Here is a 23,804-nt window from a genome sequence, read left to right as displayed (position 1 = left end):
CCTGAGTTACAAGGTAGGAGACGAAATCGGCCTGAGCGTGGACGATTTCACCCACCTGTAAGCCGTTTTATCTCCACCGCAAATACCAGCGTGTCGCGCCAATCGCCCCTGATCAGCACGTTCTTGCGATAGAGGTCCACCTGTTGCATCCCAAGTTTTTCCAGGACATGGATGGACGCGGCGTTCTCGGGTCGGCTTGTCGCAAAGATTCGCCGCACATGGAGCTCGGTCGTCAGGTATTCGATCAACCGCCTTGCGCCTTCGGTGCCGTACCCCTTGTGCCAGTATCGGGGATTGAGCGAATAGCCGATCTCGGCGTCCGTGCCGCTCTCCGACAGGGTCGCCCGGTAGCCGCCTATCAGGCGGCCATCGTTGAGCACCGCCCCGAGTTCCAGGGTCGTTCGCTCGGGCAGCGAATTTTCAAACACGCAGCCGGCGATGTATTCCCTCGTCTGCTCGATCGTGTTGGGTCCCCATTCCTGATGGGCTACGACCTCGGTCGAACTCGCGTATTCATGAACCGCATCGATATCGGACGGCACAAAATCCCGGAGATAAAGGCGCTCGGCGACCAGCTTCATATTGATGCAACGCCATGCCGGGCGACGATCTTGCCATGCGTTACCACGAGCTTGCGCACGGGTCGAGATACGACCGCCTGAGCGAGCGTTTCCGCGTCCACCAAAACAAGATCGGCCCGTGCGCCTTCGTGCAGTCCGTAGTCATTGAATCCACATGCCCGAGCGCCGAGCGTGCTGACGCAATCGAACGCAAGTGCGAGGTCCTCATCGCGCCGAAGGTCGTAGCGCATGCCAACGAGCATCGCTCGCTCCAGCATGTCGGGCGTGCCGAAAGGCGTCCACGTATCGCGTATTCCGTCGTTACCCGCAAACAGCGTCACGCCGGCTTCGATGCAAGCCCGCAATGCCGGCACGGGCACCGATGACGGCGCCGTAGTGAGCAGCGCGACGTCGAGATCCGCGATCCTCGCCAACAAAACGTCGCGTTCCCGATCCGCGAGCATGCCCAGGCAAAACGCGTGGCTGACAACAACGCGCCCCTGCATACCCAACGCCTTCACACGGTCCAGCAGCAGGTTGAACGTGAATGCACCTATCTCGCCGGGTTCATGAAGATGGATATCGATGGGCTTCTGATGATGGTTCGCGATCTCGAACGTGGTGTCGAGCGAGGCGACCGGGTCCTGGTCGATGAGCGCGGGATCCAGGGCGCCGAGCACGTCGGCGCCTTCCTTCAATGCGTCGCCAAGCAGTGCGTCGGTACCTGGACGACGCCGCATACCTGACTGCGGAAACGCCACGATCTGAATCTCCATCACATCGCTTAGTGCTTCACGCGTCGCGAGCACCCCGTTCAAATGCCTGAGGCCCGCATCGGTGTCGATATCCACATGCGTCCTAAGCCGCGTTGTTCCCGCTGCGAGAAAAGCCCGCGCAAGTGCAAGCGACTGCGCGCCTGCGTCGTGTCCCGTGCCGGCACGCCACGATCGTTCGTTCTCGATCCTGTCGACGAGTCTTGAACCCACTTCGTTGCGATACCACGGCATGCCCCAGTTCGTTTTGTCGAGATGCGTATGACCCTCGACGAACCCGGGCAGGACCATCGCACCCTCGCCGTCTTCACGCAACACGTCAGCGCCGCGCCGCAGGTTCGGCCCGATTTCTTCGATCCAGCCACCGGCTACAGCGATATCCGTGGGGATGCCGTCCGGCAGACGGACGTGGGTGATCAACAAGCTGGCATGCACTGAGACTCCTTACATCGAGAATACAAATCCGCGGTTGCTTCATTGCGAACCGAACGAACCAGACGCACGGATAAGTTCGCGCCACACATCCAAGTGTGTCACAACATCACGCCAACGAATGCGTGGGGATGACCCAGATTGAACGACGATTGAACAACGCAACGTCGTCGCTGAAGGCGCATTGCAAGCAGGCGAAGCTGCCGGCCAAGGTAGTTCCTGCGCAATCGGGGGCCAAGCGAATATTTCCATCAAGGTGCATACTCGTCGACGGTCGCGCCATCGCGGCCGCCTCATGCGTCGCGGCGCCAAGACTGCGACGTTGCCCGACGTCCCCCAATTACCACAGCCCTCATGTCCCGCAGCCCGCAGTCGTCGCGTCCCCTTGTCATTGCATCGGTCATGGCATCAATGGCGATGGTCGCCATCGAAGCCACCATCGTTTCAACCGCCATGCCGCAGATCGTCGCGCAACTCGGCGACCTGCATCTCTATAGCTGGGTCTTCTCTTCCTTCCTGCTGACGCAGACCGCGATGACCGTCATCTTCGGCAAGCTCGCGGACCTGTACGGCCGCAAGCCGGTCGTGCTTGCCGGCATCGCGATCTTCCTGATCGGCTCGGTGCTTGCCGGCTTCGCCTGGTCGATGCCCGCCATGATCGTGTTCCGCCTGATCCAGGGGATCGGCGCGGGCGCGATCCAGCCGGTCACGCTGACGATCGTCGCCGACCTCTATCCCGCGCGCGAACGAGGCAAGGTGCAGGGTTATCTTGCAAGCGTGTGGGCCATTTCAGCAGTCGTCGGGCCGATGGTCGGCGGCTTCATCATCCACGATTTTTCGTGGGCCTGGATCTTCTGGATGAACGTGCCGATCGGCCTCGCGTCGGCGGCCGGTTTCATCGCGTTCCTGCGGGAATCCGAGCGGCATGCCCGCCCGTCCATCGACTTCGCCGGGGCGGCGCTGTTCATGGTCTCGATTGCAGCGCTGATGATGTCGCTGACCTATGCCGGCAATGACGACATCACGAAGTCCCTGATCGCGGGCGGGTTTTTTATCGTGTGCCTGCTGTTCTTCCTGATGCAGGAAAAGCGTGCCACCGAACCCATGATTTCATTCGCGCTGTGGAGCCGCCGGCCGATCGCTGCGTGCAACGCATCGACGGTCTTGTCCGGCATGATCCTGATGGGCGCGACCACGTTCCTGCCGATGTACGTCCAGGGCGTCCTGCATCGTTCGCCAGTCGTCGCCGGTCTTGCACTGACCATGATGATGGTCGGATGGCCCGTTGGCGCGACGCTCGCGGCGAAGTCGTTTCATCGTATCGGGCTGCGGCGCATCCTGATCGGCGGCAGTGCGTTTATCCCGGCCGGCGCGATATGCCTGCTCGTGTTGTCGCCGGATAGTTCGCCGCTGGTCGCGGCGTTCGGTTCGCTCATCATGGGCTTCGGCATGGGGACGGCGAGCGTCAGTGCGCTCGTGCTGATCCAGGAGATAGTGGATGTTGCGCAGCGCGGCAGCGCGACCGCGTCGAATCTTTTCTCGCGCAATCTCGGCAGCACGATTGGCGCGACGTTATTCGGCGCCGTGCTCAACTTCGGCCTGAGTCATTCGAAGGACGTCGCGGCGGTGACGTCGGACCAGTTGAAGGCCCTGCTGCAGAATCAGGCAACAAGTCTTGGCAGCAGCGACGCAATCCGCCAGGTGCTGCATCAATCGCTTCACCTGACGTTCCTGTCGATATTCGCGATCGCGATTTTTGTCGTCGCGTGCGTTGCCTTCGTCCCCACGATCACCCTGGGGCACGAGAAAAAGATGCCTCTGGAAGCGTTGTCGCCGCTCGAAGACTGAGTAAGCCGTCGCGGGCTCATCTGCCAGTCCGGCCGGGTCGGACCGGCGTCCTGCTCTATCCCGCACGCAGACGCCGCCCAGCGGAATCGCGGCCGCTATCCCGCCGGCACCCCGCCTTTCGGCCTACTTGCAATGCAATAGCCCTGCCCGTAAAATGCGAATGATTCCCATTTATGACAAATAACATCGATGAGGCAGGCAGCAATTCTTCGCGCATCCGGTAGCGCCCAACTTACCGCGCACCGGGCATGAGATCGTGGCTGGTGCGGCTGCACCGCTGGTTCGGCTTGGCGATTGCGCTGTTCCTGTTCGTGGCGGGATTGACCGGCGCGGTCATCGCGTGGGATCACGAACTGGACGCCGCGTTGAACCCCGTGTTCTTCATCGCGAAGTCCTCCGCGCCTGCGCTGTCTCCGCTGGAACTGGCGAACCGGATTGAAGCTGCCGATCCGCGCGTGCAGGTGACGTATCTGCCGCTCGCGGCCGAGCCCGGTCATACGCTTCAGATCGGCGTGAGCGGCCGTACCAACCCGGCGACGGGCACGCCCTACGAACTCAGCTTCAACCAGCTTGCCGTCGATCCGGCCACCGGTGAGATCCAGGCGCGCCGCGAATGGGGCGCGGTGTCGGTATCGCGGCTCGAGTTGATCCCGTTCATCTACAAGCTCCACTACTCGCTGCATCTGCCGGTACGCGGCGGCATTGACCTTGGCATGTGGCTGATGGGCATTGTCGGGATCGTGTGGCTGTTCGACAGCGTGATTGCGATCGCGCTTGCGTTTCCGAGCCTCAAAAGCTGGCGCAAGTCGTTTATGTTCCGCGTGAGGCGCGGCGGTTATGCGCTGACCTTCGATTTGCATCGCTCGGGCGGCGTATGGGTGTGGGGTCTGCTGATGGTCGTTGCACTCACATCAATCTCCATGAGCCTGACGAACCCGGTCATGCGCCCGCTCGTCTCGTTGTTCTCGCCGCTGGGTTCAACGCCCTTCTCCGATCCCGGGTTGGCAATGCCGCCTAGTCCAACTGCGTCGACGTTGAGCCGGGAGCGCGTTGTTGCGCTTGCCCGGGTCGCGGCGCGTCGTGACAGGATAGACGCGCCGCCCGGCGGCCTGCTTTATTCGCCCTTGCTGAACACGTACGGCGTTGGTTATTTCGAGCCCGGCAACGATCACGGCGATGCAGGTCTGGGCAACGCATGGCTCTTCTGGAACGCGCAGACCGGCAAGCCCGTGGGCGCTCAGATTCCCGGCCGGGGATCAGCCGGCGACATCTTCATGCAGGTTCAATTCCCGCTTCATTCGGGACGCATCATTGGATTGACCGGGAGGATTCTGGTCAGCATCACGGGTGTCGTTGTAGCGATGCTGAGCGCGACCGGCCTTCTGATCTGGTTGAAGAAGGCAAGAGCACGGCGTCGGTCGGCGGCCGGAACGAAAGTGAGAGTACGGCGCGGCACGGTTGCGTGAGCGGTGTTTCACTGGCGACCGAAAGATCCCGTCAGCGCGATCGAACCTTATACGATCATTTGCCAGAAAAAGAACACTGCAAGCGAAACCGCAATGGTCAACAACGGCTTGCGAGTAAGCGCGCAAACAACAACGGCCACCACCGCCGCGACCAATTGCGAATTACGCCACGTAAGCTCGGCGGCACCGCCGTGCGGTGCAAACGTCATCGGCACGATGATGGCCGTCAACACGGTCACCGGCACGAAATTGAGCGCCATGCGCACGACAGGCGGAAAGCTCAACCGCTCGCCGAACACGAAGACTGCGGAGCGGATCCCGTAGGTGATCACCGCCATACCCAGGATCAACAAAACGTATTTCATTTGGCGCGCTCCATTTCAGCGGAACGCCGCTCGACCCGTATCGACAGCAGCATGCCCACCGCTACACCCACCACGACCGCCGCGAGCAAGCCGAGCTTGTAAGGCCAGCCATTCCACGCAAACGACAACACGCCAGCTGCCAAAGCCGCCGCTACAAAACGCAATGCAACAAGCTGCGGAACGATGATCGCAATAAACGTGGCGACCATCGCGAAGTCGAGGCCCTTCGACTGGAGACCGGGAAACGCCGAGCCGAACAGCAGCCCGGCGACGGTCCATATCTGCCAGTTCACGTACATGGATACGCCCGAGCCGAGGAAGTAATACGGCCCGGTTTCACCCGGCGCACGACGTTGATAATGCGCATACGAGACAGCAAAAACTTCGTCGGTCATAAACGCGCCGAGCGTCCAGCGCCACCGTGCAGGCAAATGCGCGACATACGGCGCGAGCGTCGCTGAATACAGCACGTGGCGCAGATTGACGATAAATGTGGTCGCCCAGATCACCGCAAAACTCGCGTGGCCGGCAATCAGCCCCAGTGCGATGAATTGCGCCGAACCGGCGAACACCGCAAGCGACATGAGTTGCACCGACCACGCATGCAGCGGACCGGTGGCCGCGAGCGTGCCGAAGATCACGCCAAAGGGCGCGGCGCCGACCATCATGGGAATGGTGTCGCGTGCGCCCGCGCCGAATTCGGCGAGATTGCCCGCCTGATGCGCCTGATTGAGTTGATGCGTTGAGTTCAATGTGTCCTCCCTTGATAGCGAGGATAGGACGCGCCGCGTTCACGTACTTGTACGTTCTTGCGGTCCGCTTACATGGGGAGAAGTATTTGGAACGCTAACCGAGGCGCTATCGCCAGCGTCCGGGTGGCACACCGAAGGTCTTTTTAAAGTGCCGGGTGAAATGGCTCTGATCGGTGAAACCGCTCGCCGCCGCCACCTCCGTCACCGGAACGCCCGCACGCAATGCTTCCAGCGCGCGCGTGACACGCATCTGGTTACGCCATGCATGCGGCGCAAGTCCGGTCTCGCGCGTGAACAAGCGCGCTGCGTGGAAAGTCGAGAGCCCCACCGTCTGAGCCAGTTCGGCAAGCGATAACGGCGCAGTCAGGTCATCGGTCAGGCGGGCTTTCATCGCATTGACACGCGCCGTGTCCAGACGCATGCGCTGCGCCGGCAGCCGCTGTCCGGCATGACGCGCAAGCAGCGTGGATACCGCGTCGAGCAACGCATGTTCCGCCCCAAGCGGATCGGCACCGGCCTCCAGCGCCCGATGCGCAATCTGCACACGTTGCGCGAGATCGGCGTCGCGGATGACATCGGCGGAGAACCATGGCATTGGCTGGGCGCGGCCGGCTACTTCGTCGGCGACCGACTGAACGAACTCGACCGGCAAATAAAACACGCGATACCGCCAGCCGAAATCCACCGCCCGCGCGCCGGTATGCACTTCGCCCGGATTGATGACCGGCACCGAGCCCGCCTCGGCCACGAAGTTCGATCCGCGATAGTCGTACTGCTCCGCGCCCGCTTCGATCACGGGAACGGTGTACGCGTCGTGCCAGTGAGGCGTAAAGGAGTGGTCGTAATACTCCGCCGTGAGCATCTCCGCGCCCGGCACGAGCGGCGAGCGCCAATAGCGCGCGGAATTGCTGAAACGAGAGGCGGTCATGGCTTTGCGTTTGCCGAGGACGGAAACCGCAAGTTTAGCCCGGGCCGCGTTTTCAGCGGCCTATGAAAAAGTTTGATCAGACCGTCGCGGGAGATGTCTTGATGTAACTCGTCAGTTTCCTTCTGAGTTCCTGATCCGCTCGCGCAAGCAGCAAGGCCAGCACAATCGAAATGGCGGCGACCACCAACGTCTGAGCCACCGGATTCAATACCCGCATCTCGAACGACTCAAACACCAGCCGATAGATCGGGAAATGGATGACGTAAAGCGGATATGAAAGCTCGCCCAGCACCTTGCAGATCCGCTTGCCGATTCCTTCTATGGACACCGAACACAGCAAGGCGACCGACAAAGGAACGAGCGTCAGCGAATTGACGAAGGCAATTTTCGGATTGCCGATGGTGAAGCACAGCAGCGCTGCGATCGTGACCGTCGCGGTAAAGACCGGATGCGCTTTTTTATACTGGAGCCCCATCGAAAAGATGAAAACCCCGGCAAAAAATTCAGCAATAACACGCGGGAATCCAAGCAGGAAGCTCTCCGCACGCCAGCCTGGATTGATTTGCCGAAAGATGACTGTGCAGGCAATAAAAGCAACGAACGCGAGTATCGAATAAGTAGCATTCGGCAGCTTGCGAAACTTGTACAAATAAGCGGCAAAAACGACGTTGACGAATAACTCGAAGAATAGCGACCACGACGGATCGTTCAATGGGAAAGTCGCGCCCACGATCGCGTCCGCACCAAAAGGCCAGCCGATATTATTAAAGTACGGCAACCAGAAGGCGCCAAGCGCGGTGGCTCTTGCGAGTTGGCTGGCCGAAAGCTGCGGCGCGCCGGTTTTTGTCATCGACAACAACACGGCGCACACGCCGAGCGCCAGTCCCAGCAGGTAGAGCGGCCCGAGCCGGGCGAGCCGGACGAAGGCAAACTCGCGAAACGACATTCCGTTCAGGATCTTCTTGCTGTAGCTGTGCGCGATCACAAAGCCTGACAGCACGAAGAACAGGTCGACCGCGACCCATGCCCCGCCGAACCAGTCCCAACCCGTGTGTTGCGTGTAGTGGTGAAGCATGACGGCGATTGCTGCAACACCTCTCAAGCCGTCAAGCAAATCGAATCTTGTGGACTTTATGGCGCTCATAGTGGCGAACCGTCATTATCGAGCGCTCAGTGTAGGGTGGAAAAAATGCGATCCGGATGCGGAAAAATATCCCTTTGAGGTGTTACATCGAGAAAATATTAGAAAATAATTCGGTAAGGGTTTTCGCCGGTGGGCAATGAGCACTTAGGGTTCGCTTCACGCGGATTTATCAAAACGATTCACCGGCATCGATGCTTTAAAGCTTTCGTTTTCATTACTTTGACATCGACTCGATTTATGGCGCTCGTGGTTATAGTGATAGATCGCTTAACACATTGACCTGTTCGGAGAACCACCATGCTCAAAGGCGGTTGCTACTGCGCTCAGGTGCGCTATGAAGTGCAAGGGCTCCCCTTTCATTCCACGCTCTGCCATTGCGCCGACTGCAGGCGCATTGCGGCGGCGCCGGTGGTCGCCTGGTTTAGCGCGTCGATTGATGGATTTCGTTTTGTCGCGGGCGAGCCGAAGCGCTTTGCCTCGAGTGAAAAAGTCACCCGCACTTTCTGCCCGAATTGCGGCACACCCCTGACGTACCAGCATGCCGACCTGCCGGACGAACTCGATATTTCGACCTGCAGTCTCGATACACCCGAGACCGTCAAGCCAGACGATCACACGCATACCGCAGGGCAGTTGCCATGGATCCACTTCTCCGACGGGCTTGAGGCCCACCCGGGTTCACGATCGTCGTGATGACGCGAACACGTTTGCGCCGCCCCCTGTTTTGCTTCAGCAAACGTGTGAATTTTGAATCGTTTAGAAAACAAAAGACTTGCTAATAGACTTTGCGATGTCGCGCGCCAAACGCTTCCGCATCTCTGCGGCAAACGCAAACGACCGGACGTTCGACGTTGATCGACCACTCCACGTTTCAGGGCAAACATGAAAACTTCGAAGCTGTTGATGACTCTTGGCGTTGTCGTGCTCAGCGTGTTCGCACGTTTGGCGCCTGTCCATGCGGAAGCACTGGATGACATTGAAAAACGCGGCGTGTTGCGCGTTGCTGTGCCACAGGATTTCGCGCCGTTCGGATCGGTCGGTCCGAGCATGCAACTGGAAGGTCTCGATATCGACGTCTCCGGGCTGCTTGCCAAGAAGCTCGGTGCCAAGCTGGAACTGGTGCCGGTCACAAGCGCCAACCGCATTCCGTATCTGCAGACGAAGAAAGTCGACCTGGTGATCTCCACCCTTGGCCGCGATGCGGAGCGTGACAAGGTCATCGACTTCTCGCAGTCGTATTCGCCTTACAACAATAGTGTGTACGGTCCCGCCAATATGAAAATTGACGGCCCGGCCGACATGGCTGGAAAGACAGTAGGTGTCGCTCGTGGCACGTTCGAAGACCTGATGCTGACGAAAAGCGTGCCGTCTTCCACTACGATCAAGCGCTTCGAGGACAACAGCGGCATGATCTCGGCGTACCTCGCGGGTCAGGTGCCGCTGGTGGGCACGGGCGATTTCGTGGCTAACAAGATCGCCGCAACCTTGCCGGCTTCAGCGCCGAACAAGCCGGCGCTCAAGTATGTGATCCATGAGTCGGCGTGCCATGTGGGGCTGAACAAGAACGAGCCGAAGCTGATGGCGAAGGTCGATGCGATTCTCACCGAAGCCAAGAAAGACGGCGAGTTGAACGGTATTGTGGAGAAGTGGCTGCATGTGCCATTGCCGGTGAAGATGGCGCAGAGCACCGAGTGAGGTGTTTCGTTCGCACCGGTGGACGGGGTTTTGGGTTCGGGCGCTAGTGGTGGGAGTCGGGGTCGGGTTGGGCGGGGTTTTCGGGCGCTAGTGGTCGGGGTCGGTGCTGGGTTGCTGCTGCTCAGGCTTGCGCTCGTTATATGTTGGCTGATCTCTTTATCACTATTAGCCACTGTGCGTGGCGGCACGTCATTTCTGACTTTGCAAACGCGCAAAGAAACGAAGCAAAGAAACGCGTTCCAACCATCGGCAAGTTAGTGTCCCTAGCGTGCAGGCTAGACGTTTTTGGCACCTGATAGCACGGTGCTCGCCAGACACACCGATGTTTGAAGCCCTCCTTCTCGCGAATCCTGACACGAACACGCTTCGCCCCCAACGCTCTCGGGCTAGCACCATGACCCACAGACCATGACGGCCTCACGTGTGCTGGTTGCCGCATTTCGTGGTGGGTTGGCGACGTGGACTGCGAGGTTATTTCTTGAGGGGGTTGTACGCGGATAGCGCGGGGTGTCCCTTAGGCAGATTCAGTCACTGGTGGCGAAGCGTGTGAGTATCTGTGTTCGGAGAGGTCGGGCTTCAAACATCCTCAAGTCTGGCGAGCACCATGCTATCAGGTGCCAAAAACTTCTAGCCTGCACGCTAGGGACACTAACTTGCCGATGGTTGGGAGGCGTTTTCTTTGCTTCTGTTTCTTTTTCGCCGGTGGAAAAAGAAATGAAGTGCCGCCACGCACAGTGGCTAATAGTGATAAAAAGAACAGCTAACTCACGCAGACCACTAACGCCGAAAGCACCAACCCGGCATCACCCCTGACCACTCGCACCAGAACCCCAAAACCGTCCACCGGCGCGAGCATCCCCCTCCTTACATTGACTTCTGAAACGGCGCTCCAGAATGCTCGCGCAGCTCATTAAAAACGATCTTCGGCCAAGCTTTCTTCGCCACATCGATTTCGGAAACATGCGAGGCGAGATACGTCGGCGCATTCGACGCGTCAAGTGCAATGCGAGCCGCATACGCATCCGTAAAACGACGCAATTCTGCGGCGTCATCGCAAGTAACCCAACGCGACATGCGATAGCGCGCCGGCATGATCCGCACATCCACCTTGTATTCCGCCGACAACCGGTGGGACACCACCTCAAACTGAAGCTGCCCGACCGCGCCAAGAATAGTCGACCCGCCAAGCACCGGACGGAAGACCTGGATCGCGCCTTCATCGCCTAGTTGACGCAACGCTTCACCAAGCTGCTTGGCACGGATCGGATCAACCACTTCCACCGTCTGGAAAATTTCAGGCGCAAAGAACGGCAAGCCGACGAACTGCAGCAATTCGCCCTCGGTCAGCGTATCGCCAAGGCTTAGCGTGCCGTGATTCGGAATGCCGATGATATCGCCGGGGTACGCTTCGCTCACGGTCTCGCGACGTTGCGACAAGAACGTCACCACGTTATTCGCGCGAAACGTCTTGGCCGTGCGCGTCACCTTAAGCGCCATGCCGCGCTCGAAATGTCCCGAGCACACGCGAATGAACGCCACGCGGTCACGGTGCGCAAGATCCATGTTCGCCTGCACCTTGAAGACCACACCAGTGAAGCGCGGCTCCTCCGGCAACACCGGACGTTGTACGGACATGCGCATGGACGGCGACGGCGCGAGGTCGACAAGCGCGTCAAGAATTTCCTTCACACCGAAGTTGTTGATCGCCGAACCAAACAATACCGGCGACTGTTCGCCCGCGAGAAACGCAGCGCGATCGAACGCGGGCGTGGCGCCCGTGATCAAGTCGATCTCTTCTTTCGCACGCGCCCAGCTCGGGCCGAACCGGCGCTCGCCGTCGGCGTCGTCCAGAGCACGCACCGTTTCAACCGCACCGCCAGCCGTGTCCTGTCCAGCACGGAATACGCGCACCTGATCGTGCGCGATATCGTAGACACCCTGGAATTCCTTGCCCATGCCTATCGGCCACGTGAACGGCACCGCCGCCACGCCCAGATGCTGTTCAATTTCATCAAGCAGGTCGAGCGGCTGGCGTACTTCACGGTCGAGCTTGTTGATGAACGTGAGGATCGGCGTGCGGCGGCTGCGGCAAACTTCGAGCAGCTTGAGCGTCTGCGCCTCCACGCCATTTGCACCATCGATCACCATCACGGCAGCATCGACGGCCGTCAACACGCGATACGTATCTTCGGAGAAGTCTTCGTGTCCCGGCGTATCGAGCAGGTTGATGACGCAATCGCCGTATTCGAACTGCATGACCGAACTCGCGACCGAGATGCCACGCTGCTTTTCGATTTCCATCCAGTCCGATGTTGCGTAACGGCTGCTTTTGCGGCCCTTCACGGTACCTGCGATCTGGATCGCGCCCGAGAACAGCAGCAGTTTTTCAGTCAGCGTGGTCTTGCCCGCGTCAGGGTGGGAAATGACCGCGAAGGTGCGGCGCCGTTTAAGTTCGGAGAGTGACATCGGTACTGGAAAGAGCTGTAGGGTTGAGCGTTCGGGCGAAGCGGCGGCCCGAAAAGCTGCGTGGTGTGGATGATACACGAGGGGGGGTTCACTCGCGCCAGGCTCGGGTTTGCTCGCGCCGGTGGACCGAAGCGGGTGTTCGCGGCTATCGGGTTACTGCTGCGGGCCACAGTGATCAGAGGAGGCTCGTTCGCGCCGGGATCGGTTTGTGTGCGCGGACGAAAAAAAGCCCCGATGAATCGGGGCTCCTCTTGCATCGCTCAAGCTTAAGAAAGGCTTAAGGAAGCTTGCCGCTTAAGCCTTATTAAGGCTTGGCTGCCGACGACGGGATCGTCGTAGCTGCTGCATGCTTGTGATGCTTCTTATGGTGCTTCTTGGCCTTGTGCGTGGTGCTAGCCGGCATTGCTGCGTCAGCCGTCGCGGCCGGAGCCATGGCGGGAGCAGGCGTAGGAGCCGGTGCCGAAGCCTGTGCAAAAGCGCCAGCAGAGAACAAAGCGACGAGCGTCGCGGCAACGAGTTGCTTTTTCATGGCAGTAAGACCCTTGATGGTTGATTAACAACTACGCGGCAACGACGTCGCGTGTACCCGTTTAACGTCTCATCGCGGAGTGTGTTGACACGGATCGAAAGAAAAAATAACGAGATAGACTAATTCACTGTGCACAGGATTCCTTCGATTAACCATGAAAACGTTAACCTGTGCCCTGTTTGTGCATCTGCATAAAATTCAGCGCGAATACATAACACTGTTTAACGATTTGATTCGACCGCTAACGGAAGCGGCGTGTTATGGCTTTGTCAGACCGACGAGGCCGGGTTCACATCGGCGACCGCTGAGGGCGTCTCTATTCCTCCCCGCCGCCCGAGCCAGATCCAGGCCATTCCCGCAAGCAACGCGCAAGCGGCCATCACACCGCTCATCGCAAAGATACCGAGTGCGGGAAACAGCAGCGCAACGACCGAGCTGGACGCCGCGCCGCACAGCATCTGTACCGACGTCAGCAAGCCGCCCGCCACGCCCGCCAGTTGAGGGATGGGATCGAGTGCGCCGTGTGTGGCGCTGGGCGCGGCCAGTCCAAAGCAAAAAGTACTTGCCACCAGCAAGGGCATGACCGTGAGCAACGACGTTCGATGCAACACGCTCAGCATGATCAAACCGAAGCTCGCGGCCAGCGTGATGCAGATAGCCGTTGCAAGAATGCCCCGCGACTCAAAACCACGTGCACCGATAAACCCGTTCACCGTTGCACCCGCCACAATGCCCGCGCCGGTCATTGCAAACATGGCGGCATAGACGATCGGCCTGACGTGCAGGATATGCAGCAGCACAAGCGGCGAGCCCGCGACATACGCGAACATCCAGCCGAATCCGAAGCCGTTGATAAGGATGTGTCCAATCACCGCGCGATGCGTCAGCACGCGCCGATATCCATCGCGCAGTCCAGAGACGGCGACACCAGCGCTCCGCTGTGGCGCGGACTCCGTGAGGCCGGCCCAGGTAACGAGCGCGGCCAGCAGTCCGCAGACCGCCATGACGCCGTAGATTCCGCGCCATTCGATCGCCGCCAGCAGACCCACGCCAATCGACGGCGCCACGATCGGCGCAACGTTCGCGACCACGGTGATGGCCGCGAGCCGGTGCTGCATCGCGTTACCTTCGAATAGATCGCGCACGACGGCCAATGCGACCGTCATGCCCGCGCCCGCCCCAATACCCTGCACGAGTCGCGCGCCAAGCAACACGCCAATGCCGGGCGCAAGCGCTGAAACGATCCCGCCCATGGTGAACAACACAAGGCCGAGCAGCAGCGTGGGCTTGCGGCCGCGAGCATCGGAGAGAGGGCCGTACACGATCGGCCCGACCGCAAAACCCGCCATGAAGAGGCTCAAAGTAAGGCCGGCCTGACTCGAGCTCGCGTGCAATGAGCGGGCAATGTCGACGAGCGCGGGCAACGCCATGTCAATGGAAATGGGCGGCAACGCAGCCAGCGCGCCAAGAAAAACGGCGAACAGGATGGATTGCGGCGCGAGTCGCCAGCGTGTCGTCATATCAGGTCCGCTTCGTTTGCGGTGTCAGCACCACGCGGCCATTCGTGCCCGCCGCCATCGCCCGGTAGGCGGTTTGCGCGTCCTCAAGCGCGAAGATTTGCGCGATCGACGGCGCTTTGTAGCTGCCGTCTTCGAAGCCGGGACGCAGTGCTTCTAGCATCTCAGCCGATGCCACCAGATCGCGCTTCAATGTATCGACGCCAATCAGGCGGCTCTCGTTGTGATAGAAATCCGCGAGATTGAAGGTCACTTCGCGGCGGTCCGTTGCCGATATCTCCACCAGTCGTCCGCCCACTTTCAGCATATGGATGGCCGTTTCGAACATCGATCCGCCGACGGTATCGAATACGACAGCCGCGCCGCCGTTCGTCACCGCGCGGATGCGCTCGATGACATCGGGGCCTTGCGAATCCACCATGGCATCGACGTAAGGACTCGTCGCGGCCGCTCCGCGCGCCACGCCCACCACCTTCGCGCCAATACGTTTGGCAATCTGCGCCGCCGCCCCGCCCACACCGCCGAGCCCGATGATCACGATGGTCTCGCCGGCCTGCACCTGCGCCGCTTCCACCACGCCGCACCACGCCGCGATGAAATTCACGCCGATCGCCGATGCTTCTTCAAACGTCAGGTTTGCCGGCTTGCGGCGCAGGCTTGCAACGGGCACGACCACCTGTTCCGCATGCGTGCCGTCGCGCGTGAAACCGACGTCGCCGCCCGAGCCCCACACTTCAGCCCCAAGCCAGGCTGCGGGACCTTCGATCACCACGCCCGCATAATCACGGCCCGGCGTGCGCGGCAGCGTCGTCTGGCTCATGCGCCCTTCCACGTTCTTTACGTCGCTCGGATTAATCGACGCCGCAAAGACCTGTACGACAGCTTCGTCCGCAGATGGCGTCAGCTTGGGCAGATCGCCGATGGCCAGAACGCCCGGGTCGCCGTGTTGCGTAAAGCGCAGTGCTTTCATGATGGTTCCTCCGTTGCAATGTCCGCATTATTGCCGCGTCGGCCCGTGGCGAAAAGGCGCTTGTCCGCATAGAATCGTTGCGTCAAGTGGAAAGATGGACTGAATCGATGCCCGACGAGATCAACGACCTGCGCCTGTTCGCGCAGATGGTGGACGCCGGCAGCCTGTCGGCGGCAGCGCGCCGAACCGATGGCTCGACCGCTGCGATGAGCCGGCGGCTCGCCGCGCTGGAGAAGCGCCTGGGCGTACGCCTCGTCATGCGGACATCGCGGCGGTTCGACCTGACCGTGGAGGGCGCGCGGTTTCATGAGCGCGCGGTCGCGATCCTGCAAGCTGTCGACGACGCCGAGGCTGAAATCAGCGCTCAGGCGCGCGTGCCCCAGGGTTTGTTGTGCATCGGCGCGCCGTCGGAGATTGGCCGCAAGCAGATCGCGCCGCTGATCGAAGCGTTCTCGGACCGTTACCCGGAGGTCGAGGTGCGGCTCGTGCTCTCCGATATCGGGCTGGATGTAATCGATGACAATCTCGATGTGGCGCTGCGCATCGGCTTGCCGGCAGATACCGGCGTGATCGCGAAGAAACTGCTGTCGAGCCGGCGCATTGTGTGCGCGGCCCCGGATTATCTGGCGCGGCACGGCACGCCGCAAACGCTCACCGATCTCGCCACGCACGATTGCCTGCGGCTCGTGCGCGGGCAGCGCGTTTTCGATCGATGGTTATTCATGGAAGACGGCCGGCGCCGCGAGGTTCAGGTACGCGGCACGCTATCGACCGCGAGCGGCGAGGTGCTCCACGACTGGGCGCTCAAGGGCCGCGGCCTTGCGTTGAAAGCGCTGTGGGACATAGAAGACGATTTGCTGGCGGGCAGGCTGATTGAATGCCTCGCGCCTTATCACTGCGATGAAATCGAGTTATATGCGGTGTTTGCGAATCGCCGGCATTTGTCGCCGAGAGTGCGGGTCTTTCTTGATTTCGCACAAGAGACGCTCGGCGGCAACTCGGTGGCAAGATAAGCGCGCTTTAGACTTGGCTTTAGCGCGCGAGTGCTTAGCTGTCAGCTGGACGCCAGCGGCATCCACGGATCGTTACCGACCGCCGGATACATGAGCGAAACTTCTTTGCTCACGCGTACGATTTCATGAATGTTATCCCTGAAATTCGGGCTCTTTTCGTAGCTGATAAAGGTAGCATCCGCGAGAGCGGACAAGGTCAGCAGCGCGAAAGCGACACGTTCGACGATCATGAAGCGGCGGGACATTTCCAAAGTTCCTTGAATCTTGACTTCGGAAATTATAAGGGTTTTCACCTACCATTTGCCAGCCAAAAATAAGGACGGGTGACGTAAACGACACGGTAAAAACCGCTGTTTACGGAAATATTTCATCCTTCATCATGTGAAAAGTCAGTTTAATCCGTCGCTGTAAACGATTGAAAGCAGAGGTCTATACCGCTTATGGCCATCGAAGCCGAACCCAACGCCATGGCGCAATTTCCGCCAGAGGGTATAAAAACGGAGCGCGTCGTCCTGCGTCCGGCCAGCAGTCAGCATACCGGCGCGCTGCTTCTCTACCGGCTCGAGAATCGCGCGCACCTCGACCGCTGGGAACCGTTGCGTGAGGACACTTTCTTCACGATGCAAGCCGCTAACGAACGTATGGCGTTAATGGAGCAAGCGATGGCCGCCGGCACCGCGCTGCACCTGCTGATTTTCGCAAGCGAACGCCGCAACGTGCTGATCGGCGACTGCCACTTTACAAACATCGTGCGCGGGCCGTTTCAGGCGTGTCATCTCGGTTATTCGATCGACCAGCGTTATGAAGGCCGTGGACTGATGCGTGAAGCGCTTGGCGCGGCGTTAGGTTTTATCTTCGATGCGTACCGTCTGCATCGCGTGATGGCGAGTTATCGGCCGGACAATATTCGCAGCGGGCGCCTGTTAGAGAACCTTGGGTTTGAACGTGAAGGGCTGGCCAAGGCGTATCTCAAGATCGACGGGCAGTGGGCGGATCATGTCCTGACGTCGTTGGTGAATCCGAAGGACTAGGGGGTTGGATGGGTTAGAGCCGACCGCCACAGTCTTATCCGTTTAGCCAGTTTTCAACTTTCACGCCGAGGTAATTCGCGAAATCTCGTTCATTGTTGGTAACCAGAATCACGTCTAACGCCAAAGCATGCGCCGCTATTAGCTTGTCGAGATGATCCTTCTTCCGTTCGCGCGTGGCTTCCCGGATCGGACCGTAGGCGGTCGCGGCAGCAGCGTCGAACGGCAACACCCGAATGTCTTGTGTCAGTGCCGCAAGATGCCGCCTTTCACGCTTTGGGTTTGCCGAAACTGCCACACCGTATTCCAGTTCGGCAAACGTGATAGCAGACATGACCACGTCGCCGAAATAGCATTTCTCAAAACGTCGAGCAACCTGCTCGGGTTGATTTTTCATCAGGTAAATGCAGATGTTCGTGTCGAGCATATAAAGCGGCATTACAAATCCTCGCGCTCCGTCTGCTCGTGTTCGTCACGACCGTCCACCGTGAAATCCGGTGCGAATTTGGCAAAGGTTTTCAGCACCCCCGCCAGAGATCGACGTGCCGGACGAATCCTTAATTCGTCGCCCACGCGCTCGATCTCCACCTCTATATCCATACGGTCATAGGCCAGTTCGGCGGGAATGCGCACGGCCTGCGAGTTTCCATTTCGGAAAACTTTCGTGGTAGGCATAGCGAACTCCTTGTGTGTACGTTGGATGTACTATAGCCGAAAACATCCTCAATGTAAATACACGTGTGTACAATCTACTTCTAGTGAAAAATGGACGTACACAGACACTGCCCATCAGGCTATAGCTTCCTCTGACACCCGCACCAGTACCTTACCGAAATTCCGCCCGTCGATCATATCGAGGAATGCCTGCGGTGCGCTCTCCAATCCCACGGTCACATCTTCAAGATGCTTCACCTCGCCCGCGCGCAAAAAACCGCCGACATCGCGCAGGAAAGCTTCCCGATACTCGGGCAAAAACTCGTAGTTGATATAACCACGCACCGTCAGGCTGCGCGTAAGAATCGCGCGCATCGTCGCCGCGAGGCCATCGTCAGCACCGCCATTTTTGCCCGATGTCTGCGCCATCAATCCGCACACGGGAACGCGGCCGTATTGATTGAGCAAAGGCAGCACGGCCGTCCACACCGCGCCGCCGATATTCTCGAAATACACATCGATACCCTTGGGACACGCCTTCGCCAACTGATCGGCAAAGTCGGGCGCGCGATGGTCGATGGCGGCATCGAAGCCAAGTTCGTCCACTACATAACCGCACTTCTTCGCGCCACCCGCGATACCCACCACACGAGCGCCCGCGATCTTGCCGAGCTGACCGACAAGCGAGCCTACCGGTCCGCTCGCCGCGCCAACCACCACCGTCTCGCCGCTCTTCGGCTTGCCGATCGCCGCCATGCCGGCGTACGCAGTGAACCCCGGCATGCCGAGCACGCCGAGGTAGGCCCGAGCAGCGATGCCGTCCACGGGCAACGCGCTCAAGTCCTTGGCATCGGCCACCGCGTGGCTGACCCAGCCCGCGTGCACGAGCACCTGCGCGCCCGGCTGAAGTTTCGCATCGCGTGATTGGATGACAGTCGCCACGCTCTCACCGGGCATCGCCTCGCCGATCTGGGCGGGTTTCGCATACGAGCGCGCGTCGTTCATGCGACCGCGCATGTACGGATCGAGCGATAGATAGTCGATACGCAGCAGCACCTGCCCTTCCCCGGGCGTGAGCATTGGCACTTCTTCGAGGCGAAAATCTGTCAGCGCGGCACGGCCGCCAGTGGGACGTGAGGCCAACACGATTTGTCGAGCGGTAGCTGAGGTCATGCGGTTTCTCCAGGGCGCAAAGCGGGGAAACTTAGCATATACGCGCTCGCGCAATCGCGCATGGACGAGCGCTCAAACGTCCCTGGATCGCTTAAGCAACCGACGCCATGAAGGCGTCTATTTCCGCTGCATCCGGTGCGGTCGCCGGGCCATAGCGGGTGACGGCAATCGCCGCAGCAGCGTTCGCGCGGCGAGCCGCCGTCCGTGCCTCCGCGCCGCTCGCGAGCACGGCCAGGAACACGCCGGCGTGGGCATCGCCGGCACCGTTGCTATCGACCGCTTTCACCGCGAACCCCGGCACGTGCTCAGTTTTTTCCCCCACACGCAGATGACAACCGAGCGCGCCATCGCGAACAATCACCAGCGCGCCCGTTCTTAAGCGCGCGATGATCAGGTCGAACGCGGCGTTGAAGTCGTCGGTATCGGCGAAACGCAATGCTTCTGCACGGTTGCTCGTCCAGATCGAAACGACTGCCAGCATGCGCTCGAGCAACGCTGCATCGATGGCATCCACAAGCGGTCCCGGATCGAATGCAATGCGCGTGTCAGAAGGCAAGTCTTCAAGCCAGTCGACAAGCACTGCCCCCTTGTCCGCGAGCATCAGGCTATAACCGCTGACGTAGACAATATCGTTCCCGTTCACCGAGAGCGCATTCAGCACATGCCGCTCGAGCACGCTCTCCGCGCCCATGTGCGAGACGAACGTGCGCTCGGCGGAAGCATCGACGATAGCCACGCACAAGCCCGTATCCTGGTCCGCGACTTCCGGCCCCGCAATTTCCACGCCTTCTTGCGCCAGGGCCTGGCGCGCCATATCGCCGAAACGCCCGTGCCCATGACCGCCCGGATACACCACGCGCATGCCGCTGCGGCGCGCCGCCGCCATGACGTTGAAACCACCGCCCACTTCGAAGCTTGCATTGTGCGCGAGCACGTCGCCGCCCGGTGCGGGAAGCGCGTCGATTTGCATGACCAGATCGACGATCACCTGACCCGTATGAATCAATCTCAATGTCTGCTGTGATTCTGCTTGCGTCATGCGGTCTTCCAACGTTTAACTGCACCGCGCGCGCCGCCTAAAACTGCATACACGCCGGCTGCCACCACGAACGTCACGATCCAGCCAAGGCCGTTGCGTCCGAACCATGAATTCGCGAACACGCCATGAATCGCACCCGTTGAGAGAAAGCAGAACCCGAGCACGATCGCGAGCGCCCACGCGCCGAACGCACGCCACTCAATGCCGCCTTTGTACCAGTAAGCGCTGCGCGGGGAGACATCGAGCAAGTCGGTTGGCGAATACTCCTGACGATGAATCAGATCCACGACGAAGATACCGACCCACGCCGTGATAGGCACCGCGAGCAGCGAAATGAAGCCGATGAACGGACCATAGAAGCTTCCGGCAATCAGCATGAAATAGATCGAGCCCGCGAAGATCACCACGACGTCGACCACCACCGCCTGCACGCGCTTCACTTTCAGGCCCAGCGTGAGTGTCGTCAAACCGGCCGAATACACCGACAAATAATTGGACAGCAGCAAACCGCCGAACGCCGTGATCAGGTAAGGAATAGCCATCCATGTAGGCAACATTTCGCGAATCGCGGCGATCGGGTCCGTGGCCGACGCGAGATGATCGTTGCCGACCGACAGCAGCGCGCCGAGCGTGACCAGGAGAATCAGCGGAATGCCCGCGCCGAACGCCGCCGATGCGACCAGCGCCGGACCCTTGACCGTCGGCGCCTGATAGCGCGACATATCGGCGCCCGCGTTGGCCCAGCCAACCCCGGTTCCTGCTGCAATCGTGCCGATTCCGATTATCACCGCGCTCAACGGCGCCGGCGCCGCATTGAATACGGCATGCCAGTCGATGGCCGTTGCAAGGAAACCGGCGACCAGCAAATTGAGCACGCCGAACACATAGGTGGACCACTTCTGGATCACAAGCAGCGTCGCGTGCCCAAGCCCCGACACGATCAACGTCAGCACCACGAACACAGCGATGAACACAAGCGTCAGCACCGGCGCATTCTTGGCTTCGGCGGGCGTACCGAACACGATCGTTGCGAGCGATAACAACACGTACGCGGCCGTCGTTGTATTGACCGTCTCCCAGCCGAGCCGCGACAACAGCGAGACGATGGTCGGCCCTATGTTGCCGCGCACGCCGAAGATTGCCCGCGACAGGGTAAGGCTCGGTGCATGCCCGCGTCGCCCGGCAATCGAAATCACGCCAACGATAGCGAACGATCCCGCCGCACCGACCACCGCGACAAGCGCCGCCTGCCAGATCGCGAGATGCTGGAAAGCGACCAGCGTTGCCCCCAGCGGCAACCCGAGAATACTGATGTTAGCGGCGAACCAGACCCAGAAAAGCTGCAGCGGATGTCCATGACATTCGCTCTCCGGTACAGGTTCGATACCGCGCGTCTCGACTTTGCGAGCGCTGTTTGACGTGCGTGGCGAAGCCATCTGAGTCCGATCTCCAGATTAAAGGGAACAGCGGGAAACGCGTTAAACGCGTCAGGAAGTGCCGGCGCGCAGTCCAAGCAAACGTTCGACCAGCGGATCGAGATCGAGCGAATTGACGCGTCGAATGGTCTCGATGGAAACAACCGGCAGCGCGTCGTAACCCGCACACGCGCCGAGGATCGCGCCAAGCACGGCGGCGATCGTGTCGGTATCGCCACCGAGGCTCGCTGCAGCCCCCAGGGCGGCCTCGATGGTGTTACCACGGTTCTGCACATCAAAAGCCAGCGCGAACGCCGCCACGACCGATTCCTGCGATGCCACCGACGTTCCGATCACGTCATAGATCGTGTCCGCCACTTCGTGCCCCGCGCAATTGCACATCAGCTCGCGTGCGTGGCGAATGCGCGGCGCAATGCGCCCGCCCGCGACCCAGAAACCGCGGCTCTCGGCGGCCTCGGCCATCGAGATGCCTGCTTCGAGCGCTTCAACGAGGCTCGCACCGTTCAGTCCGGCGGACACCGCGGCCGCTACCGCCGCCGCGCTCGAAATGCCGAGCGAGGTGTTATGCGTCACCACACACGACTGCACGACGGCATCGATAAACACGTCATGCCGTCTCAGGTCGAACGCAATCCCGATCGGCGTCACGCGCATGGCCGCGCCGTTGGTCGTACCGAAACGGCCCGTGCGCAGCGGATCTTCCCCTGCGGCAATGCGCTCGATCGCCTGTTTCGTCGATGGTCCGAGCAGGTCGAGCGAACCGCGCGCCTTCATCGATGCTTCCCATTCGATCAACGCCTGCGCAAACGCCATGGGCTCGATCTTGCCGTTGCCATCGACCAGCAAATGCGCGACGAGAACTGCTTGTTCCGTGTCGTCGGTGATGGAGCCGGCAGGCAGGCCCGGCGCAATCGGTTGATCGGGAAATGCGTTTTCCAGCTTGTCGATACGTCCGAACTGTTCGACGAGGCGCTCGCGGCTGAGCGACTGGGTCGGCATGCCGAACGCGTCGCCGAGTGCGAGACCGTAGAAGGCGCCGCGTGCGCGATCCGCCAACGTGGGGTGATTCAAAAGCAAAGACGAAGACATCAGAATTCCAGATGTAGTGCAAAGAAAGCGGGGTCCAGCAAGCTCACGACATACTCGATAATCCGTTCATCCCGATCGCGTGTGAGCCGCCGCGAGCGCAGGAACGGGGTGCCGGCGCGACGCTTGAGCAGGCGAGCATCGGCAGCGTCGAGACCGACCACTTCGGCCCATTGCTCGCCGTGATGCGGCACCATGCCATGTTCGATCAACGTCCGGTTCAGCGATCCGCCCGCCAGCCCTTCCAGCGGCAACGCCGCGAGGTCGTCGTTGAACGGCAAGCGGCTGCGCTCGAGCGAAATGCATTGCGCGTCGGCGCCGATCACGCGCATCCGGTCGATCGCCACGAAGGTCGTTCGCGTCAACTTCAACTCCTGCGCAAGCGTCTCATCTTCGACCAGTGCAATCTGCAGCAAGCGGGTTTGCGCGCCACCACCCGCTTTTTCTATCGCCGTGGTCCAGCCGAGCGTGCCGTCAATCGCCTGACCGTTGAACGTCACGAACGAGCCGATGCCGCCCTTGCGCGTAATCAAGCCACCGTTGGTCAGCAGATCGAGCCCCTTGCGAACGGTGTTACGGCTGACCGCAAAACGCTCGACCAGCTCGTTCTCGCTTTCCAGTTGCTGCCCGAACGGCAGGCGTCCGGTGAGAATGTCCTGCTCGATCGTGGCGGCAACCATATGCGCCTTCGAGCGCCCGACTTCCGCCGTTTTTACTGCTCGCTTAACCATCTTGTGACTCCCTGTGCCGATGAGAACCGGACCGCCCAGTCTCTGCAAAAGCACAAGTATGCACATGTTTTGGTCAAGATCGCTGCGCGTTGCCCAACTGAACGCTTCGGTCACAACCGGGCCGCGAATGCCATCTTCTTGTTCCCTTTCGGTACTTTAAAAAGTACATGTAGGAACATGTATAGAACTTAAGACGTCA

24 protein-coding genes are annotated in these 23,804 nt (G+C 60.3%); 6 read left to right on the top strand and 18 right to left on the bottom strand.

Annotated elements, in window-relative coordinates; translation table 11 throughout:
- Positions 1-47 precede the first annotated feature (47 nt).
- A complete protein-coding gene (locus EOS_RS23775; protein ID WP_047849165.1) occupies positions 48-581 on the bottom strand; it encodes a GNAT family N-acetyltransferase in 534 nt (177 codons plus the stop codon).
- The gene (locus EOS_RS23770; protein WP_047849164.1) at positions 578-1,768 is read right to left on the bottom strand and encodes an amidohydrolase family protein; all 1,191 of its coding nucleotides are present in this window, start codon (positions 1,766-1,768) and stop codon (positions 578-580) included. Before EOS_RS23770 ends, EOS_RS23775 begins: the two co-directional genes overlap by 4 nt.
- Positions 1,769-2,119: 351 nt before the next feature.
- Here EOS_RS23770 and EOS_RS23765 point away from each other — a divergent pair, with 351 nt between their 5' ends.
- Both EOS_RS23765 and EOS_RS23760 read left to right on the top strand, forming a co-directional pair.
- A complete protein-coding gene (locus EOS_RS23765; protein ID WP_047849163.1) occupies positions 2,120-3,613 on the top strand; it encodes an MDR family MFS transporter in 1,494 nt (497 codons plus the stop codon).
- 248 nt (positions 3,614-3,861) lie between these two features.
- A complete protein-coding gene (locus EOS_RS23760) occupies positions 3,862-5,079 on the top strand; it encodes a PepSY-associated TM helix domain-containing protein (protein WP_047849162.1) in 1,218 nt (405 codons plus the stop codon).
- Between the two features lie 47 nt (positions 5,080-5,126).
- Here EOS_RS23760 and EOS_RS23755 read toward each other — a convergent pair whose 3' ends face one another.
- The 4 genes from EOS_RS23755 to EOS_RS43650 form a co-directional block, all read right to left on the bottom strand.
- Positions 5,127-5,444: an AzlD domain-containing protein gene (locus EOS_RS23755; RefSeq protein WP_047849161.1), complete on the bottom strand. Its 318-nt coding sequence runs from the start codon at positions 5,442-5,444 to the stop codon at positions 5,127-5,129.
- On the bottom strand, positions 5,441-6,112 hold the full coding sequence (locus EOS_RS23750; protein WP_087881993.1) for an AzlC family ABC transporter permease: 672 nt from the start codon (positions 6,110-6,112) through the stop codon (positions 5,441-5,443). The genes EOS_RS23755 and EOS_RS23750 overlap by 4 nt, the downstream gene beginning before the upstream one ends.
- Positions 6,113-6,302: 190 nt before the next feature.
- On the bottom strand, positions 6,303-7,124 hold the full coding sequence (locus tag EOS_RS23745) for an AraC family transcriptional regulator (protein ID WP_047849159.1): 822 nt from the start codon (positions 7,122-7,124) through the stop codon (positions 6,303-6,305).
- 76 nt (positions 7,125-7,200) lie between these two features.
- Complete coding sequence (locus EOS_RS43650; protein ID WP_075645391.1) at positions 7,201-8,268, bottom strand: acyltransferase family protein; 1,068 nt, start codon at positions 8,266-8,268, stop codon at positions 7,201-7,203.
- Between the two features lie 297 nt (positions 8,269-8,565).
- On the opposite strand from EOS_RS43650, the gene EOS_RS23735 reads away from it, so the two are divergent.
- Together EOS_RS23735 and EOS_RS23730 are read left to right on the top strand one after the other, a co-directional pair.
- Entirely contained in the window at positions 8,566-8,961 is a 396-nt protein-coding gene (locus EOS_RS23735; protein WP_047849158.1) for a GFA family protein, read from the top strand.
- 189 nt (positions 8,962-9,150) lie between these two features.
- Entirely contained in the window at positions 9,151-9,963 is an 813-nt protein-coding gene (locus tag EOS_RS23730; RefSeq protein WP_047849157.1) for a transporter substrate-binding domain-containing protein, read from the top strand.
- A gap of 864 nt (positions 9,964-10,827) precedes the next feature.
- Here EOS_RS23730 and EOS_RS23725 read toward each other — a convergent pair.
- From EOS_RS23725 to EOS_RS23710, 4 genes are all read right to left on the bottom strand, one after another.
- A complete protein-coding gene (locus EOS_RS23725) occupies positions 10,828-12,429 on the bottom strand; it encodes a peptide chain release factor 3 (protein WP_047849156.1) in 1,602 nt (533 codons plus the stop codon).
- 304 nt (positions 12,430-12,733) lie between these two features.
- The gene (locus EOS_RS23720; protein ID WP_047849155.1) at positions 12,734-12,958 is read right to left on the bottom strand and encodes a hypothetical protein; all 225 of its coding nucleotides are present in this window, start codon (positions 12,956-12,958) and stop codon (positions 12,734-12,736) included.
- Between the two features lie 269 nt (positions 12,959-13,227).
- Positions 13,228-14,478, bottom strand: coding sequence for a multidrug effflux MFS transporter (locus tag EOS_RS23715; protein ID WP_047849154.1), 1,251 nt, complete (start codon positions 14,476-14,478; stop codon positions 13,228-13,230).
- A gap of 1 nt (position 14,479) precedes the next feature.
- Positions 14,480-15,445, bottom strand: coding sequence for a quinone oxidoreductase family protein (locus EOS_RS23710; RefSeq protein WP_047849153.1), 966 nt, complete (start codon positions 15,443-15,445; stop codon positions 14,480-14,482).
- Positions 15,446-15,552: 107 nt separating this feature from the next.
- Here EOS_RS23710 and EOS_RS23705 point away from each other — a divergent pair, with 107 nt between their 5' ends.
- Positions 15,553-16,458: a LysR family transcriptional regulator gene (locus tag EOS_RS23705; RefSeq protein WP_047849152.1), complete on the top strand. Its 906-nt coding sequence runs from the start codon at positions 15,553-15,555 to the stop codon at positions 16,456-16,458.
- Positions 16,459-16,499: 41 nt separating this feature from the next.
- On the opposite strand, the gene EOS_RS23700 is transcribed toward EOS_RS23705, so the two are convergent.
- A complete protein-coding gene (locus EOS_RS23700) occupies positions 16,500-16,751 on the bottom strand; it encodes a hypothetical protein (RefSeq protein ID WP_235442939.1) in 252 nt (83 codons plus the stop codon).
- Positions 16,752-16,898: 147 nt separating this feature from the next.
- Between EOS_RS23700 and EOS_RS23695 the strand changes: the two genes are divergently transcribed.
- Complete coding sequence (locus tag EOS_RS23695) at positions 16,899-17,489, top strand: GNAT family N-acetyltransferase (RefSeq protein WP_235442938.1); 591 nt, start codon at positions 16,899-16,901, stop codon at positions 17,487-17,489.
- Positions 17,490-17,523: 34 nt separating this feature from the next.
- Here the strand turns inward: EOS_RS23695 and EOS_RS23690 are convergent, their stop codons facing one another.
- The 7 genes from EOS_RS23690 to EOS_RS23660 all read right to left on the bottom strand — a co-directional run bounded on the left by EOS_RS23690 (position 17,524) and on the right by EOS_RS23660 (position 23,605).
- Positions 17,524-17,925 (bottom strand): type II toxin-antitoxin system VapC family toxin, encoded by a 402-nt coding sequence (locus tag EOS_RS23690; RefSeq protein ID WP_047849150.1) that lies wholly within the window; start codon positions 17,923-17,925, stop codon positions 17,524-17,526.
- Complete coding sequence (locus tag EOS_RS23685; protein WP_047849149.1) at positions 17,925-18,161, bottom strand: antitoxin; 237 nt, start codon at positions 18,159-18,161, stop codon at positions 17,925-17,927. The genes EOS_RS23690 and EOS_RS23685 overlap by 1 nt, the downstream gene beginning before the upstream one ends.
- Before the next feature lie 114 nt (positions 18,162-18,275).
- Positions 18,276-19,313 carry an NADP-dependent oxidoreductase gene (locus EOS_RS23680; RefSeq protein ID WP_047849148.1) on the bottom strand — a complete coding sequence of 346 codons (1,038 nt, stop codon included), beginning with the start codon at positions 19,311-19,313 and terminating at the stop codon, positions 18,276-18,278.
- 91 nt (positions 19,314-19,404) lie between these two features.
- On the bottom strand, positions 19,405-20,352 hold the full coding sequence (locus tag EOS_RS23675; protein ID WP_047849147.1) for a PfkB family carbohydrate kinase: 948 nt from the start codon (positions 20,350-20,352) through the stop codon (positions 19,405-19,407).
- Positions 20,349-21,788: a purine-cytosine permease family protein gene (locus EOS_RS23670; RefSeq protein ID WP_047849146.1), complete on the bottom strand. Its 1,440-nt coding sequence runs from the start codon at positions 21,786-21,788 to the stop codon at positions 20,349-20,351. Before EOS_RS23670 ends, EOS_RS23675 begins: the two co-directional genes overlap by 4 nt.
- A 51-nt stretch (positions 21,789-21,839) precedes the next feature.
- Positions 21,840-22,877, bottom strand: coding sequence for an ADP-ribosylglycohydrolase family protein (locus tag EOS_RS23665; RefSeq protein WP_047849145.1), 1,038 nt, complete (start codon positions 22,875-22,877; stop codon positions 21,840-21,842).
- The gene (locus EOS_RS23660) at positions 22,877-23,605 is read right to left on the bottom strand and encodes a GntR family transcriptional regulator (protein WP_047849296.1); all 729 of its coding nucleotides are present in this window, start codon (positions 23,603-23,605) and stop codon (positions 22,877-22,879) included. The genes EOS_RS23665 and EOS_RS23660 overlap by 1 nt, the downstream gene beginning before the upstream one ends.
- Positions 23,606-23,804: the final 199 nt, after the last annotated feature.

Source organism: Caballeronia mineralivorans PML1(12) (assembly GCF_001028175.1).
GTDB classification, from domain to species: Bacteria; Pseudomonadota; Gammaproteobacteria; order Burkholderiales; family Burkholderiaceae; genus Caballeronia; species Caballeronia mineralivorans.
This window is presented reverse-complemented; position numbering and strand designations above follow the sequence as displayed.

What these genes read in the sequence shown, in the direction of transcription:
- EOS_RS23775 (WP_047849165.1), bottom strand. Translation starts at nt 581, where the DNA reads ATGAAGCTGGTCGCCGAGCGCCTTTATCTCCGGGATTTTGTGCCGTCC.
- EOS_RS43650 (WP_075645391.1), bottom strand. Translation starts at nt 8,268, where the DNA reads ATGAGCGCCATAAAGTCCACAAGATTCGATTTGCTTGACGGCTTGAGA.
- EOS_RS23730 (WP_047849157.1), top strand. Translation starts at nt 9,151, where the DNA reads ATGAAAACTTCGAAGCTGTTGATGACTCTTGGCGTTGTCGTGCTCAGC.
- EOS_RS23745 (WP_047849159.1), bottom strand. Translation starts at nt 7,124, where the DNA reads ATGACCGCCTCTCGTTTCAGCAATTCCGCGCGCTATTGGCGCTCGCCG.
- EOS_RS23750 (WP_087881993.1), bottom strand. Translation starts at nt 6,112, where the DNA reads ATGATGGTCGGCGCCGCGCCCTTTGGCGTGATCTTCGGCACGCTCGCG.
- EOS_RS23695 (WP_235442938.1), top strand. Translation starts at nt 16,899, where the DNA reads ATGGCCATCGAAGCCGAACCCAACGCCATGGCGCAATTTCCGCCAGAG.
- EOS_RS23715 (WP_047849154.1), bottom strand. Translation starts at nt 14,478, where the DNA reads ATGACGACACGCTGGCGACTCGCGCCGCAATCCATCCTGTTCGCCGTT.
- EOS_RS23680 (WP_047849148.1), bottom strand. Translation starts at nt 19,313, where the DNA reads ATGACCTCAGCTACCGCTCGACAAATCGTGTTGGCCTCACGTCCCACT.
- EOS_RS23690 (WP_047849150.1), bottom strand. Translation starts at nt 17,925, where the DNA reads ATGCCGCTTTATATGCTCGACACGAACATCTGCATTTACCTGATGAAA.
- EOS_RS23665 (WP_047849145.1), bottom strand. Translation starts at nt 22,877, where the DNA reads ATGTCTTCGTCTTTGCTTTTGAATCACCCCACGTTGGCGGATCGCGCA.
- EOS_RS23725 (WP_047849156.1), bottom strand. Translation starts at nt 12,429, where the DNA reads ATGTCACTCTCCGAACTTAAACGGCGCCGCACCTTCGCGGTCATTTCC.
- EOS_RS23735 (WP_047849158.1), top strand. Translation starts at nt 8,566, where the DNA reads ATGCTCAAAGGCGGTTGCTACTGCGCTCAGGTGCGCTATGAAGTGCAA.
- EOS_RS23765 (WP_047849163.1), top strand. Translation starts at nt 2,120, where the DNA reads ATGTCCCGCAGCCCGCAGTCGTCGCGTCCCCTTGTCATTGCATCGGTC.
- EOS_RS23660 (WP_047849296.1), bottom strand. Translation starts at nt 23,605, where the DNA reads ATGGTTAAGCGAGCAGTAAAAACGGCGGAAGTCGGGCGCTCGAAGGCG.
- EOS_RS23685 (WP_047849149.1), bottom strand. Translation starts at nt 18,161, where the DNA reads ATGCCTACCACGAAAGTTTTCCGAAATGGAAACTCGCAGGCCGTGCGC.
- EOS_RS23720 (WP_047849155.1), bottom strand. Translation starts at nt 12,958, where the DNA reads ATGAAAAAGCAACTCGTTGCCGCGACGCTCGTCGCTTTGTTCTCTGCT.
- EOS_RS23675 (WP_047849147.1), bottom strand. Translation starts at nt 20,352, where the DNA reads ATGACGCAAGCAGAATCACAGCAGACATTGAGATTGATTCATACGGGT.
- EOS_RS23710 (WP_047849153.1), bottom strand. Translation starts at nt 15,445, where the DNA reads ATGAAAGCACTGCGCTTTACGCAACACGGCGACCCGGGCGTTCTGGCC.
- EOS_RS23705 (WP_047849152.1), top strand. Translation starts at nt 15,553, where the DNA reads ATGCCCGACGAGATCAACGACCTGCGCCTGTTCGCGCAGATGGTGGAC.
- EOS_RS23760 (WP_047849162.1), top strand. Translation starts at nt 3,862, where the DNA reads ATGAGATCGTGGCTGGTGCGGCTGCACCGCTGGTTCGGCTTGGCGATT.
- EOS_RS23755 (WP_047849161.1), bottom strand. Translation starts at nt 5,444, where the DNA reads ATGAAATACGTTTTGTTGATCCTGGGTATGGCGGTGATCACCTACGGG.
- EOS_RS23670 (WP_047849146.1), bottom strand. Translation starts at nt 21,788, where the DNA reads ATGGCTTCGCCACGCACGTCAAACAGCGCTCGCAAAGTCGAGACGCGC.